Source organism: Azospirillum sp. UFLA03-27, assembly GCF_059803775.1.
On the sequence record NZ_JAUQTX010000188.1, the window covers coordinates 1 to 13,848 of the forward strand.

At 67.9% G+C, this 13,848-nt stretch carries 19 protein-coding genes; 10 read left to right on the plus strand and 9 right to left on the minus strand.

Features of this window, described 5'->3' with window-relative positions:
- Positions 1-46: 46 nt before the first annotated feature.
- Both Q4I23_RS23280 and Q4I23_RS23285 read left to right on the plus strand, forming a co-directional pair.
- Positions 47-394 (plus strand): response regulator, encoded by a 348-nt coding sequence (locus Q4I23_RS23280; RefSeq protein WP_498527795.1) that lies wholly within the window; start codon positions 47-49, stop codon positions 392-394.
- 89 nt (positions 395-483) lie between these two features.
- Positions 484-738: an HNH endonuclease gene (locus Q4I23_RS23285; RefSeq protein WP_454018704.1), complete on the plus strand. Its 255-nt coding sequence runs from the start codon at positions 484-486 to the stop codon at positions 736-738.
- Positions 739-754: 16 nt separating this feature from the next.
- Here Q4I23_RS23285 and Q4I23_RS23290 read toward each other — a convergent pair whose 3' ends face one another.
- Positions 755-1,429, minus strand: a complete 675-nt coding sequence (locus Q4I23_RS23290; RefSeq protein WP_454018705.1) for a hypothetical protein — start codon at positions 1,427-1,429, stop codon at positions 755-757.
- A 143-nt stretch (positions 1,430-1,572) separates the two neighbouring features.
- Positions 1,573-2,820, minus strand: a complete 1,248-nt coding sequence (serA, locus tag Q4I23_RS23295; protein WP_498527790.1) for a phosphoglycerate dehydrogenase — start codon at positions 2,818-2,820, stop codon at positions 1,573-1,575.
- A gap of 208 nt (positions 2,821-3,028) precedes the next feature.
- Here serA and arsC point away from each other — a divergent pair, with 208 nt between their 5' ends.
- Both arsC and prmB read left to right on the plus strand, forming a co-directional pair.
- Positions 3,029-3,370 carry an arsenate reductase (glutaredoxin) gene (arsC, locus tag Q4I23_RS23300; RefSeq protein WP_014240928.1) on the plus strand — a complete coding sequence of 114 codons (342 nt, stop codon included), beginning with the start codon at positions 3,029-3,031 and terminating at the stop codon, positions 3,368-3,370.
- Positions 3,371-4,312: a 50S ribosomal protein L3 N(5)-glutamine methyltransferase gene (gene prmB, locus Q4I23_RS23305; protein ID WP_498527791.1), complete on the plus strand. Its 942-nt coding sequence runs from the start codon at positions 3,371-3,373 to the stop codon at positions 4,310-4,312.
- Positions 4,313-4,332: 20 nt separating this feature from the next.
- Here the strand turns inward: prmB and Q4I23_RS23310 are convergent, their stop codons facing one another.
- Complete coding sequence (locus Q4I23_RS23310; protein WP_498527792.1) at positions 4,333-4,923, minus strand: GNAT family N-acetyltransferase; 591 nt, start codon at positions 4,921-4,923, stop codon at positions 4,333-4,335.
- Positions 4,924-5,276: 353 nt separating this feature from the next.
- Here Q4I23_RS23310 and Q4I23_RS23315 point away from each other — a divergent pair, with 353 nt between their 5' ends.
- On the plus strand, positions 5,277-5,615 hold the full coding sequence (locus tag Q4I23_RS23315) for an ACT-like domain-containing protein (RefSeq protein ID WP_454018708.1): 339 nt from the start codon (positions 5,277-5,279) through the stop codon (positions 5,613-5,615).
- A gap of 22 nt (positions 5,616-5,637) precedes the next feature.
- Here Q4I23_RS23315 and pssA read toward each other — a convergent pair whose 3' ends face one another.
- Entirely contained in the window at positions 5,638-6,546 is a 909-nt protein-coding gene (gene pssA / locus Q4I23_RS23320) for a CDP-diacylglycerol--serine O-phosphatidyltransferase (protein ID WP_454018709.1), read from the minus strand.
- Positions 6,543-7,241, minus strand: coding sequence for a phosphatidylserine decarboxylase (locus Q4I23_RS23325; RefSeq protein ID WP_014240934.1), 699 nt, complete (start codon positions 7,239-7,241; stop codon positions 6,543-6,545). Before Q4I23_RS23325 ends, pssA begins: the two co-directional genes overlap by 4 nt.
- 127 nt (positions 7,242-7,368) lie before the next feature.
- Between Q4I23_RS23325 and Q4I23_RS23330 the strand changes: the two genes are divergently transcribed.
- Positions 7,369-7,833, plus strand: a complete 465-nt coding sequence (locus tag Q4I23_RS23330; protein WP_149163256.1) for a hypothetical protein — start codon at positions 7,369-7,371, stop codon at positions 7,831-7,833.
- Positions 7,834-7,850: 17 nt separating this feature from the next.
- On the opposite strand, the gene Q4I23_RS23335 is transcribed toward Q4I23_RS23330, so the two are convergent.
- Both Q4I23_RS23335 and Q4I23_RS23340 read right to left on the minus strand, forming a co-directional pair.
- A complete protein-coding gene (locus Q4I23_RS23335; RefSeq protein WP_498527793.1) occupies positions 7,851-8,930 on the minus strand; it encodes a LysM peptidoglycan-binding domain-containing protein in 1,080 nt (359 codons plus the stop codon).
- Positions 8,931-9,099: 169 nt separating this feature from the next.
- Positions 9,100-9,309: a hypothetical protein gene (locus Q4I23_RS23340; protein ID WP_454018710.1), complete on the minus strand. Its 210-nt coding sequence runs from the start codon at positions 9,307-9,309 to the stop codon at positions 9,100-9,102.
- 142 nt (positions 9,310-9,451) lie between these two features.
- On the opposite strand from Q4I23_RS23340, the gene Q4I23_RS23345 reads away from it, so the two are divergent.
- From Q4I23_RS23345 to Q4I23_RS23360, 4 genes are all read left to right on the plus strand, one after another.
- On the plus strand, positions 9,452-10,036 hold the full coding sequence (locus tag Q4I23_RS23345; RefSeq protein WP_498527794.1) for an LOG family protein: 585 nt from the start codon (positions 9,452-9,454) through the stop codon (positions 10,034-10,036).
- 240 nt (positions 10,037-10,276) lie between these two features.
- Complete coding sequence (locus Q4I23_RS23350) at positions 10,277-11,500, plus strand: NADP-dependent isocitrate dehydrogenase (RefSeq protein WP_454018712.1); 1,224 nt, start codon at positions 10,277-10,279, stop codon at positions 11,498-11,500.
- A gap of 157 nt (positions 11,501-11,657) precedes the next feature.
- Positions 11,658-12,038 (plus strand): oxidoreductase, encoded by a 381-nt coding sequence (locus Q4I23_RS23355; RefSeq protein WP_454018713.1) that lies wholly within the window; start codon positions 11,658-11,660, stop codon positions 12,036-12,038.
- A gap of 90 nt (positions 12,039-12,128) precedes the next feature.
- Complete coding sequence (locus Q4I23_RS23360) at positions 12,129-12,737, plus strand: exopolysaccharide biosynthesis protein (protein ID WP_454018714.1); 609 nt, start codon at positions 12,129-12,131, stop codon at positions 12,735-12,737.
- Positions 12,738-12,840: 103 nt separating this feature from the next.
- On the opposite strand, the gene Q4I23_RS23365 is transcribed toward Q4I23_RS23360, so the two are convergent.
- On the minus strand, positions 12,841-13,224 hold the full coding sequence (locus Q4I23_RS23365; protein ID WP_014240942.1) for a GcrA family cell cycle regulator: 384 nt from the start codon (positions 13,222-13,224) through the stop codon (positions 12,841-12,843).
- Between the two features lie 175 nt (positions 13,225-13,399).
- Positions 13,400-13,729, minus strand: a complete 330-nt coding sequence (locus Q4I23_RS23370) for an anti-sigma factor family protein (protein ID WP_247896150.1) — start codon at positions 13,727-13,729, stop codon at positions 13,400-13,402.
- Positions 13,730-13,848 lie beyond the last annotated feature (119 nt).

Sequence of the window (13,848 nt, forward strand, 5' to 3'; positions counted from 1 at the left end):
GCGTATAATCGTCGGCAGCGTCAGATGTGTATAAGAGACAGTGCTGGTGGAGGACGAGGCGTTGGTCCGCATGGCGACCGCGACGGTTCTGGAGCACGCCGGTTTCCGCATCATGGAGGCGTCCAGTGGTCCCGACGCGCTGGACGCCTTCGCCCGCGAACCGGAGGTGGACCTCGTGCTGACCGATTACGCGATGCCCGGCATGACAGGGCTGGAACTGGTGCGGGAACTGCGCGTCCGGCGCCCCGACCTGCCGGTTCTGATGGTCACCGGCTATGCGGAGATCCAGCGGGCTTCGGCGCTGGACGGGTTGCCCATCCTGCAGAAACCCTATCAGGCCGACGAACTGGTCACACGCATCCGCGCCGCCCTGCCTGTGGCACCCTCAGCCTGACGGCCGCCGCCCGAACGGACGCCATGCCGCCGCCCGCTCCTTCGCATCCGCCCTCGTCCCAACCGCCTTGCCCGCTCTGCGGCCGCCCGATGGTGCCCGGCCCCAGCCTGAACGAGCACCACCTGATCCCGCGCACCTACGGCGGGCGGGACACACTGACCATGCACCGCATCTGCCACGCCAAGATCCACGCGGTGCTGAGCGAGGCGGAGCTGCGCGACCATTACAACACCATCGCCAGCCTGCGCGCCCACCCGGACATCGCCGCCTTCCTGCGCTGGGTGTCCCGCAAGCCGCCGGAGTTCATCGACCGCCACGCCTCCGGACGCGGGCGCCGGCGGTGACGCGCCGCTCGATGGGTCAGACGCGCCCGAGGTAACGGTTGATCTCGCCGTTGCAGGACCGGCTGATGCGCTCGTATTCGGCGGGGGTGTCGATGCGGGCCTGACGCGCGTTGCGTTCGCGTCCGAACTCCTCCATCAGCTGGCGCATCGCCGCCTTGATCGGCTGCTCGATCGCCGCCATGACCTGCCGCTCGGAGCGGCCCTGGGCCGGTCGGGCACGGCCGACCACATCCTCCAGCCGACGCTTCAAGACCGGCACATACTCGCGCAGAAGCTGCTCGTCCACCGTGACGTGGCGCATCTCGTGGGCCAGGACCTCGCCGTGGATGCAACTGCCCTGCGGCAGCTCGCGGGCGACATAGACGGTCCGCTCGTCGTAGCCGAAGGTGACGGTCAAGGTCTGGGCCGCGCCGCAGTAGCGACCCTGCCCCAGCGATGCCGTCATGACGCCGGCCTGCCATTGCTGATTGTATTGGATCGCCGCCAGCCCCAACGTGTGGGAATTGGCGGTCCGCCCCGCGACGGGCCGCCGCCCCGGCTTCTGGGCCAGTTGGCGGATCGACTGGCTGTAGTCGGTGCGCAAAGGGGCGATCTGCAGATCGAGGACCACGCGGGCCGGCGCGAAGTCCGGACAGGCGGCGACCCCGCCCTGGGCAATCACGGTTTGGGCCGTCGCGGTTTGCGCGGCCACGGGCTCGGAAAAGCCGAGCCCTCCCCCACCCAGGCACAGGAGCGTCAGAAGGCCGGCGCACAGGCGCTGTCGGAACGGGCGGAGGATCATTCCGCCTATGTCGGTGCGGCCCCCGCCGACGGCAAGGGCCGCAACGCCGGACCTCAGCGCTTGCCTGGATAGAGGAAGCGGGCCTTCAGCGTGCCCTCGATGGCGCGCAGGTCGCTCGCCACCTCGTTCTCCTCCACGTCGCCGTCGACATCCACCACGACGTAGCCCAGCTCCGGGTCTGTCTGGAGATACTGCGCGGCGATGTTCAGGTTGCGACCCGAGAAGACCTCGTTGATCTTACGCAGCACGCCCGGACGGTTCTCGTGGACGTGCAGGAAGCGGGTGCAGCCGGCATGGACCACCGGCAGGCCGACCTGCGGGAAGTTCACGGCGCCCATGGTCGAGCCGTTGTCCGAATACTCGATCAGCTTCTGCGACACCTCGGTGCCGATGTTGGCCTGCGCTTCCATCGTCGAGCCGCCGATGTGCGGGGTCAGGATGACGTTGTCGAGCCCGCGCAGCGCGCTCTCGAACACCTCCTTGTCGCCGCCCGGCTCCTTGGGGAACACGTCGATGGCCGCACCCAGCAGATGCTTGTCCTTCAGGGCGGCGGCCAGCGCCTCGATCACCACGACCTTGCCGCGGGCGGCGTTGATCAGGTGGGCGCCCTTCTTCATGGCGCGGATCTGTGCCTCGCCGATCATGTCGCGGGTCTGCAGCGTGTCGGGGACGTGCAGGGTCACCACGTCGGACACCGCCAGCAGCTCCTCCAGCGAGTGGCAGGGCTGCGCGTTGCCGAGCGCCAGCTTGTTCACGACGTCGTAGTAGCGGACCTTCATGCCCATCGATTCGGCCATGATCGACACCTGCGTGCCAATGTGGCCGTAGCCGACGATGCCCAGCGTCTTGCCGCGGATCTCGTAGCTGTCCTTGGCCGACTTCATCCAGCCGCCGCCATGCACGAGGGTCGACTTCGAGAAGATGCCGCGCATCAGCATGATGACCTCGCCGATCACCAGCTCCGCCACCGACCGGGTGTTCGAATAGGGCGCGTTGAAGACCGGGATGCCGAGTCGGCGGGCGGCCTTCAGATCGACCTGATTCGTGCCGATGCAGAAGCAGCCGACGCTGAACAGGCGGCTCGCGGCCTCCAGCACCTTGGCGGTCAGATGGGTGCGCGAGCGGATACCCAGCATGTGGACGGACCCGATGCGCTCCAGCAGCTCCGACTCGTCCAGCGCGTGCGGCAGACGCTCCACGGTGGCGTAGCCGCCATGCGCCAACTCGTTGATGGCGTTGTCGTGAACGCCTTCGAGCAGCAGGATGTTGATCTTGTCCTTGGAGAGCGAGAGCTTCGTCACGGCCGGAATCCGTCGAAATGAATGGCCCCGCACGCGGCGGGCCGCCAATAATGCGAGCGCGCAAGGTAATGCCAAGCGCCGGCCTTGTCACGCGAGGGATGTTGCGCTGCCGCCGCCATTCCGCATGGCGGGTTGGCGCCGCACGCGGAGCGGGTGTATTCGTGCCACCGACAAGGCCATGGCTGGTAAGAGCGAGGGAAACACCGGGATGAGCGACGTCACCATCTACCACAACCCGCGCTGCACCAAGTCGCGCCAGACGCTGGAGCTTCTGAGGTCCAGGGGCGTCGAGCCCACCGTCGTGGAGTATCTGAAGACCCCGCCCGGCCCGGCCGAGCTGAAGGCCATCCTGGCCAAGCTGGGCAAGGGTCCGCGCGACATCCTGCGCGCCAAGGAGGCGGCGGAGGCCGGGATCGCCAAGGATCTCGACGGCGACGCCCTGATCGACGCATTGTCCGCCAACCCCGCCGCCATCGAGCGGCCCATCGTCGTCACGGGCGACAAGGCCCGCGTGGGCCGTCCGCCGGAAAGCGTTCTGGAGATCCTGTAAGTGACCAAGCCCTCCCTGGACCTCACCCCCGCCGACGCGGCGACCGAGCTGCGCACCGTCCGCGACCTGATCCGCTACGGCGTCAGCCGCTTCACCGAGGCCGATCTCGACTACGGCCACGGCACCACCAACGCCCATGACGAGGCGGTGTTCATGGTGCTGGAAGGGCTGAGCCTGCCCATCGACCAGCTCGACCCCTATGTGGACGCCCGGCTGACCCTGGCGGAGCGCCGCAAGGTGGCCGACCTGCTGCACGCCCGCGTGGAGACGCGCAAGCCGGCCTCCTACCTGCTGAACAAGGCCTACATCCAGGGCATCCCCTTCTATGTGGATGAGCGGGTGATCGTCCCGCGCTCCTACATTGGGGAGATCCTGTTCTCCGACCTGATCGGCGGCGACGACTTCACGCTGGTGGAGGACCCGACGGAGGTCGAGCGGGTGCTCGATCTCTGCACCGGCTCCGGCTGCCTCGCCATCCTGGCCGCGCAGATCTTCCCGGAGGCCCAGGTGGACGCGGTGGACCTGTCCGCCGACGCGCTGGAGGTGGCCAAGCGCAACGTCGCCGACAGCGGGTTCGAGGACCGCATCGCCCTGCACCACGGCGACCTGTTCGCACCGCTGAAGAACCGCAAGTACGACGTCATCATCACCAACCCGCCCTATGTGGACGCCGAGGCGATGGCCGCCCTGCCGCCGGAGTTCCGCCACGAGCCGCAGATGGCCCTGGCGTCGGGCGAGGACGGGCTGGACATCGTGCGTCGCATCCTGAAGGAGGCGCCCAAGCACCTGACGCCGGAAGGCGGCCTGCTTTGCGAGTTCGGCACGGGCCGCGAGATCCTGGAAGCCGAGTATCCGGACCTCGACTTCTTCTGGGTCGAGACCGCCAACAGCTTCGGCGAGGTCTTCTGGCTGACCCGCGACCAGCTGAAGGCGGGCAAGTAACTGGACCGCTGATTAGACGATTAGACCGTGCGCCGGAGCAGCACGCTTCCCCCCTGGTGCGGCAGCCGCTCGTGCCAGGGGATGTCGGCGCGGCCGATCTCGGCGAAGCCTTCCTTGGCATAGAGTTGGCGGGCGTCGGCGTTGTCGGCCCAGACATGCAGCGTCACCCGGTCGAACCGGCCGCGGCGCGCCCGCTCATAGACCCAGGCGAGAAGCCGGGAGGCGATGCCGCGGCGGCGCCACGCCGGATCGACGGCCAGCGCCGACAGGAAGTAGCTGCCCCAGTCGTGCACCCGGCTGAAATCCTCCATATGGGCCAGCCGGTCGACGGGCAGTCCGGTGTAGTCCTGGGTCTTGATCCAGTCCACGGGATAGGCGTGGGCAACCCCGACGATGCGCCCTGCCGCCTCCGCCACGCCCGAGTGGCGGTGGGAGAAGGACCCGGACGTGCCCGCCAGCCCGGGCACCAGCATCTCCGCCGCCGTCTGGCCGGGCACCAGCCCGTCGAGCAGGAACTCGTAGATGCCGCCGCCGGCCATGTCGATGAGCCGCGCCAGCTCCGGCGCGTCGTCCGGCTCGGCCGGGCGGATGTGGATGCCGTTGTCGTTCATGACCCGCGTTTCCTGTTGAAAGCGTGATTCCCCTCTGCCGTCCCGGGAGAGGGTGCCCGCGACAGCGGGTGGGTGAGGGTCGAACAAGGATCAAGAGGGCAATCCTGGGCGACACCCTCACCCTTCCCACGCCTGCGGCGCGGGCCCCTTCCCTCTCCCGGGGCGGGAGAGGGAATTTCCCGACTCCATTGACCGTGGCCGCCCGTCGCCCTATCCTGACGCCCATGATGGACCGTCACCTTACCCTGGGTCTGCGAATTAGCAGCCCGGTTCTCGCGTGAGAGCCGGGGTTTTCGCACGTCTGCAGGTCTGATCCTGCACTCATCGACTCAAGACCAAGGTAAGAGCGACCCATGTCCACCGTCACGTTGTCCACCGTCACGCTGGCGGCGCCCGCCACCGAATCCCGTCCGACCGATCCGAACCGCCTCGTCCGCTTCGCCGTGCAGGCCGATGCCGATCCCGGCACCCTGCCCCGCGTGCTGGAGCTGTTCGCCAAGCGCGGCCTCGTCCCGCTGTCGCTGAACAGCCGCCTGCTGGGCGAGACGCTGACCGTGGAGGTCGAAATGACCGGCATGGTCGCCGCGGAGTCGAACCATGTCGGCAATTGCCTGCGCCAGATCCCGATGGTCCTGACGGTCGCCGTGACCGAACGGACCCTGCCGCTGGACCTGCCCGCCGCCGCCGAGTGACGGCGACAGCGGGCGTCCGGCATCAGTCGGACGACGGCGTCCTGGTCTTTTCAGACAACATTTCAGGCGACGGGGGCGGCGCGTCCGAAGCGGGGACGACAGTCTCCTCCGTCGGCGCCTCCTCCGTCTCCTTCATCAGCTGGGCGGCCTGCTGCAGCTTGCGGAACTGCGCCACCGAGAAAGGCAGGCTCGCCAGATAGGCCAGCCCGAGGAACGCCAGCGTCCACCAGGGCTGGCTGACCAGCGAGGCGGCGAGCAGGCCGACACCGACCAGACCCGGCACCACATACTGGGTCGGCACCCGCATGCCCTTGAAGGAGAAGGTCGGCAGCGTGCTGACCATAAGCCCGCCCATCGCCAGCGTCCAGGGCACCACGACGGCCGGATGGCCGGCGATGTCCGGCCCGGCCTCGAAGCCGATGACCATGGGAAGGACGGCCAGACCGGCGCCCGCCGGGGCGGGGACGCCGGTGAAGTAGTTGAAGGCCCACGGCGGCAGGTCGACGTCCAGCCGGGAGTTGAAGCGGGCCAGCCGCAGCGCCGCGCAGACCGCGTAGGCCATGGCGGCGATCCAGCCCAGGCTGCCGGCGCCGTTCAGCGCCCACAGATACATCATGAAGGCGGGGGCCACGCCGAAGCTGATGACGTCGGACAGGCTGTCCAACTCGGCGCCGAACTTGCTCTGCCCGTTCAGCAGGCGGGCGATCCGCCCGTCCAGCGCGTCGAAGATCGCCGCGATGACGATGCAGACGACCGCCTGCTCCCACCGCTCGTGCATGGCGAAGCGGATGGCCGTCAGGCCGGAGCACAGCGCCAGCACCGTCAGCACGTTGGGAAGAAGATGGTTGATCGACAACCCCTTCAGCCGCGGATGCGGGCGGCGCGCCCGGCGCTTGCGGAACACTGCCGGCTTGAAGACCGGTCGCTTCATCGGCGGACATCCCCCTGCCGTTGCGGTTCGGTGGCGGTCAGGTCGGCCAGCACGGTCTCGCCGCCGATCGCCGTCTGCCCGACGCAGACCAGCGGAACCACGCCGTCCGGCAGATAGACGTCGGTGCGGCTGCCGAATCGGATCAGGCCGAACCGCTCGCCCGCCTTGACCTCCTGGCCGGCCTTCACCCAGTAAAGGATGCGGCGGGCGACGAGGCCTGCGATCTGCACATAGGCAATCTCACGCCCATCGGGAAGACGGTGGCGGAAGGCGGCGCGCTCGTTCTCCTCGCTGGCCTTGTCCAGCGCGGCGTTCACGAAGGTGCCCTTGTGATACTCCGCCGCCACCACCGTGCCGTCCGCCGGCACGCGGTTGACGTGCACGTTGAAGACGTTGAGGAAGATGCTGACGCGGGTCAGCGGCTTGTCGCCCATGCCCAGCTCCGGCGGCGGAACCGCGGGAACGATCATGGTCACGCGCCCGTCGGCGGGGCTGACCAGCAGGCCGGGGCGCGTCGGCGTCACGCGATCGGGATCGCGGAAGAAATACACGCACCACAGGGTGAGCACGAGACCCAGCCAGCCCAGCGGCTTCGCCACGGCAAGCCCGAGAATCAGGGAGACCACGGCGAAGGCGGCGATGAAGGGCCAGCCGGCGCGGTGGATCGGAACGACTACGGTATTGAGGGCGGACATCGCCGGTTACTTCAGCCTCGGATCGTTGGAGCGGCGCATTCTAGACAGCATCCCCCGCCCTTTACAGAATTTTAGCAGGGAAGGTGGAGAGTGACGCCACCGACACCACAGGAATGAGCGAGCCCCCGTGTCCGTTCCCGCCGCCCGCCTTCAGGCCATGCCGTCGCTCGCGCAGGTCTCGCAGACCGCCCTGCCCTTCAGCCCCGACACCTTCGTGATGACTCCCGAGGGCGTGCTGGGCATTGCCCAGCCGCCGCGCCCGGCGCGGCTGCATTTCATGGCCGACGGGCTGCCCTTCAGCATCGCCGTCGGCTTCGACGGGGAAAAGTCGCGCTCGCAGGTGTGGGCGGAGATCGGCCACATCCCCTACACCGCCCAGTCGCCGGAGCGGCGGCGCCAGCTCCTGGCGATCCTGCGCGGCATCCAGGACCGCCGGGGAACCCGCTTCCTCGTCCAGGAGGGCCAGAAGATCCTGCTGTTCTCCGAAGCGGAATATGAGGGCCAGGCGACGCCGGAGGATCTGATCCACCAGACGGTGGTCGCGCTCCAGCAGGCGCGGCCCTTCCTGCGCCTGCTCGCCCCTTACCTGTAAAGTCAGTTCGAAAAAGCTCAGTTCGAGACTGGCAGCGCGAAGATCTGGCCGGGATAGATCAGGTCCGGATCGCGGATCTGGCCGCGGTTGGCCTCGTAGATCAGCGTGTACTGCACGCCGTGCCCGTAGGTGGAGCGGGCGATCCGCCACAGGCTGTTGCCGGGCTGGACAACCATTGATCGGCCGTCCGGCAGGTTGGCCGGAACTTCCGACACCTGAACCGGCAGCTCGACGCGGGCGGTGACCTTGCCCGAGTCGGTAACCTGATCAGCGCGCAACGTGTAGACGCCCGGCGCCACGGCGCGCTCCGGGCGCAGCCGCCATTGACCGTTCGGGTCGGTGTGGGCGCTGCCGACCAGAAGATTGTCGAGATAGAGCTGCACGGCGCTTCCCGGCTGCGCCCGGCCGCCCATGGCGACCCGACCCGAGGCGTCGTAATCCATGCTTTCCAGCGACACGCCCCCCGGCGGCGGCGGGGCCGCCACGCCGCGGGTCGCCGGGGCGGCCAGCCCCTTCGGAGCCTGCAGGATCGTGCTGCCGCCCCGCCCGTCGCCCAGCCCATCGCGCGGCATGGCGACGGCCAGCGGACCTGTCGGCGCTTCCGAAGACGCCCCACCGGTGGCGGGTGGCGGGTCGGGCACCACGACCACCACGACGCGCTCCGACGGGGTCGGCTCGGCGGCGGGGGTCGCCTTCTCCGACAGGCTCAGTTCGCGGGCGCCGGGGGCCAGCGGCTGATCGGGAAGAAGGACCCACTCACCGCGCGCGTCGGCGTTGACGGAACCGAGCGCGCGCTCCCCGTCATGGACGGTCACCGACGAGCCCGGCGTGGCGCGCCCGGCCATCACGGTGGCGCCGTCCGGCGCGACGCGCACGATGTCAAAGCGCGGACCGGCGGGCTCCTCCGCGGCCTTCGCCGGGGCGGGCGTGTTGGCCGGAGGCTTGGCCGGGGACACGCTGCCCAGCGCGACGGTTGTTCCGGAACCGGCCGTTCCGGCGCGGGAGACCGGCGCGGGCGCCGGATCGAAGGCCAGATACGCGACAACGGCAGCCGCGGCGACCGTCGCCGCACCGCCGAACAGGAGAGCTTGCTTCACCGGAGCACCGCCGCATCATTGCCGGCATACACGCCGGCTTGCGGCAGGATAGCAGATTGCGGCGGTGGAACTGAACACCGCCGATGGAGCAGACGCATAGCCGCATCGGGACCCGCGCACCGCCTTCGCGCTGCCAGGCGGTGCTGCCCCCATGCTCACGCCTCCAGGCTCACTTCTCCAGCTTGGCAACCGTCTCGGAATGGCGGCCGGAGGAAAGGTCAGCCGCGGAGACGCTGGTTTCCGTGACCTGAACCGTCGTGGCGCCGCCCGCGTTCGCCTTGCCCCCGCCGGTCAGAAAGCCGATCCCGCCGCCGAAACCGAGGAACAGGAATGTGGCCACCGAGATGGCGGCCAGGGCGTTGACGACGCGCGAATCCATAATGATTCCTCCCGATGGGCTGAAGTCCGATGTCCGGGTAGACGCCGCCCCGGCTTTGCTATTCCCTTGCATTAGGTGACCCCGCCGGGCGCACCGGAACAGTCACCGGAACGTGTACCCAACCGGCGAGAAAGGGTGAGCGATGAGAGCCCCGAATTCCGTCTGCGTCTATTGCGGCTCATCCAGCCGCGTCGCCGCTGTCCACAAGGAGGCCGCCCATATGTTGGGCGACGGGCTCGCCCGGCGGGGCATCCAGCTGATCTACGGCGGCGGGCGCGTCGGGCTGATGGGCATCGCCGCCGACGCCGCGCTCGCCGCCAGGGGGCAGGTCGTCGGCATCATCCCAGAACACATCCAGGCCGCCGAGATCGAGCACACCGGCCTGACCGAACTGCACGTCGTCGACAGCATGCACACCCGCAAACGAATGATGGTGGACCGGGCCGACGCCTTCGTGGTGCTGCCGGGCGGCCTCGGCACGCTGGACGAGGCGTTCGAGATCCTGACCTGGAAGCAGTTGGGCCTGCACGACAAGCCGGTGGTGATCGTGGATGTGGACGGCTATTGGCGCCCGCTGCTCGGCCTGATCGACCATACGGTGGCGCAGGGCTTCACCCAGCCGGCGCACCGCGCGCTGTACACCGTCGTCGATGACGTGGACGATGTGTTCGCCGCGCTGGCCTATGAACCGGAGCCCACGTTGAAGATTCCCACACAAAAGCTCTGAAAAGACCAAGTGGTAGGACCAGATCGCGCAAATCGCGCCGTTTTCAGCGCGATATCGTCTGTTTTGATGCCCCGCGGTCCTTTCTTTCGGCGGTGCCCCGGTGCTATATAACCGCCATCCGTTTCCGTCCGGGGAACCGGGGCCCGTCTTCGGATGGACGCCCCGGCCCGTGCCCTCGCACAGCGCGCCCGGCGTCCAAGCATAAGACAACCCCTACCCGTTCGGGGAGAACTCGCACCCATGACGAAGATCAAGGTAGCCAATCCGGTCGTCGAACTCGACGGCGACGAGATGACGCGCATCATCTGGCAGTTCATCAAGGACAAGCTGATCCTGCCGTATCTCGACATCGACCTGAAATACTACGATCTCAGCGTCGAGAACCGCGACAAGACGGATGACCGGGTGACGGTCGAGTCCGCCAACGCGATCAAGCAGTACGGCGTCGGCGTCAAGTGCGCGACCATCACCCCGGACGAGGCGCGGGTGACGGAGTTCAATCTCAAGAAGATGTGGAAGTCGCCGAACGGCACGATCCGCAACATCCTGGGCGGCACCGTCTTCCGCGAGCCGATCGTCTGCTCCAACGTTCCGCGCTACGTTCCGGGCTGGACCAAGCCGATCATCATTGGCCGCCACGCCTTCGGCGACCAGTACAAGGCCACCGACTTCGTCGTTCCCGGCAAGGGCAAGCTGACGATCAAGTGGGTGCCGGAAGGCGGCGGCGAGCCGATCGAGCACGAGGTGTACGACTTCCCCGCCTCCGGCGTCGCCATGGGCATGTACAACCTGGACGAGTCGATCGAGGGCTTCGCCCACTCCAGCTTCATGTACGGTCTGGAGCGCGGCTACCCGGTCTATCTGTCCACCAAGAACACGATCCTCAAGGCCTATGACGGGCGCTTCAAGGACATCTTCCAGAAGGTGTTCGACGAGCATTACGCCGCCCAGTTCAAGGCCAAGGGCCTCGTCTATGAGCACCGCCTGATCGACGACATGGTCGCCTCGGCCCTGAAGTGGGAAGGCGGCTTCGTGTGGGCCTGCAAGAACTACGACGGCGACGTGCAGTCGGACATCGTGGCGCAGGGCTTCGGCTCGCTGGGCCTGATGACCTCGGTGCTGATCACGCCGGACGGCAAGACCGTCGAGGCGGAGGCCGCCCACGGCACGGTGACCCGCCACTACCGCGAGCACCAGAAGGGCAAGGAGACCTCCACCAACCCGATCGCCTCGATCTACGCCTGGACGCAGGGTCTGGCCTACCGCGGCAAGTTCGACAACACGCCGGACGTCGTGAAGTTCGCCGAGACGCTGGAACGCGTCTGCGTCGAGACCGTCGAGTCGGGCTTCATGACCAAGGATCTCGCGATCCTCATCGGTCCGGATCAGCCCTGGCTGACCACCAAGCAGTTCCTCGACAAGCTGGACGAGAACCTGCAGAAGAAGATGGCCGCCTGGGCGTAACGCGCGTTCCGCGTCAGGTGCGACGACGCGTCCCGGTCAAACGGGACGCCCGGTCGATGTAAGGTTGCGGCGGGGAGTTTCGGCTCCCCGCCTTTTTTCTTGCCCGCGCGGCGCGATGCCGGTGCGGAGCTGACGAACCGGAATTCGAGACTTTCCCATGGCCAAGGACATCTTCCGCATCGCCGTGATCGGCGCCGGCGAAACCGGAACGCCCCTGCTGACGCAGCTTCTGGACGCCCCCTTCGTCGAGATTCTCGGCGTCGCCGACCTGGACACCGAGGCGCCCGGCATGCGGCTCGCCCGCGAGCGCGGCGTCGTCACCACGACCGATTTCATGGACCTCGCACGGCTCGGCGAGGCGGTGGACGTGCTGATCGACGTGACCGGCGTACCGAAGGTGCGCGAGGCGCTGCGCCAGCAGATGCAGGACAGCGGAAACCACCACACGCTGATCGTTCACGAGATGCTGGTGCAGCTCATGCTGTCGCTGCTGAGCGGCCGTCTGGTGCAGTTGAAGCACGAGGTCGAGAAGTATTGACCCCCGCCTTTGTCCAACTCCCCCTTTCCTGCGAGCCGCCGCGCCACCACATCCACGCGGCGACGATGAAAGAGGGAGTTGGGGCAGGTCATGGACATGAAGGACCCGGCACGGGCGTCCGCGCTGCTCAGAAAGCTGCACGGACGCATGACCGGCGACAAGCCGACGCTGGGGGAGGTCCTGGGCCATCTCGGCGACCGGGCGCCGGGTTTTCTGCTGCTGGCGCTGGCGATCCCGGCCGTGGTGCCAACGCCGGGGCTGCCGGCGGGCCTGATCTTCGGCACGGTGTTGGCGCTGGTGGCCATCCAGATGATCGTCGGCCGCGACCGGCTGGAGGTGCCGGGCTGGATCGGGCGCCGCCGTGTGGCGCGTACCACGCTTGAAAAGATCGTGGAGAAGGGTACACCGCTGGTCGAGAGGCTGGAAGCCCGGCTGCGCACGCGCTGGCCGTCGCTGACTCACCGGGGTGTGCTGCGGCCGCTGGGCCTCTTCGTGCTGGTGATGGGCGTTCTGATCGCCCTGCCCATCCCGTTCGGCAACACCCTGCCCGGTCTGGCGGTGCTGGTGATCGCGCTGGGGCTGATCGTGAAGGACGGTCTGGCGGTCGCCGCCGGTCTGGGGCTGGGCGTGGCGGCGGCGGGTGTCTCGGCGATGCTGATCGCCGGAAGCTGGTGGGCGATTACCGCGGCGCCCATCTGACCGGCCCTCCTCTTACGGCCGCCGATCCGGTCGCCGTGTCGGGCGGGCGCCCGCGTGAAGAGCGCCCGAAATCCGGAAATCCGGCGGAGAAACCCGGCGGAGTCTAGGCGGCGCCGACGTTGCGCTCACCGGTGTTGCGGTCCTCGTCGCGCTTCTTGCCGGAGGACGCCGGCTGGTAAGCCACCGCCGCGTGCTCGGCGCAGTAAGGCAGGCCGGGCAGCGAGGGCTTGCCGCAGAAATGGAAGTCCTGGTGCTTCGGATCGCCGACCGGCCATTTGCACATGCGCTCGGTCAAGGCGAGGATCGTCGCGCCGCGGGTCGGCTTCTTCTTGATCGGCGACGGGCGTCCCGACAAGCCGAGGCGGTGCGCTTTTCCGATCACCGCGTTGCGGGTGATGTCGCCCAGGATGTCCGCGATTTCACTCGCGCTCAGCCCCTGGGCCCAGAGGTCCTTAAGCTGCTGAACCCGTTCGTCCGTCCAACTCATCCCCTGTCTCCCGTGGTCCGGTAACCGGTGACTTGGTTAACCAATATACCTTCCGACCAGACGGCCGTTTTCCATAAGGCGCAATATTTTGTGCCCAACGACGGCCAACCTACCAGATGGCCGGATAGAGGGATAGGGGGCTTGCGCAACATTCCTGTGCATAAGTCTGTGGGTGTTATGAGTTCAACGCGCCGTACACCTCCTCGGCTATGGCCGAAAGGGTCACTCGATCGAGGTCACCCGTTACCGCCCACGCCAAACCGTTGTCCCGCCAGTAGAAAGCCTGAACGTTGCCGTCCTGGGCAAACCGGAAGGAGGTGTCGGGCGCATCCGAGGCCGGCCGGATGTAGAGGGTGATGCGGCGACCGGCCGCATCCTGGTACATGAGCTGGGCCGCCGGCCCCCGCGCGTCGGACAGCAGCCGACCACCCACCAGATCGTAACCCTTGTCGGCAAGCCGCGGCGCTTGCAGGGGCTTGCCCAGGCGCTTGGACAGCCAGCCCACCAGATGCGCCTCCTGGTCGGCCCCGACCTCCACGGGATGGCGGACCTCCACCGCGAAGACCCGGTGCGCGGCCACCGCGTCGGCGACGAAGGCCGCCCCGCCTGTCTCTTATACACATC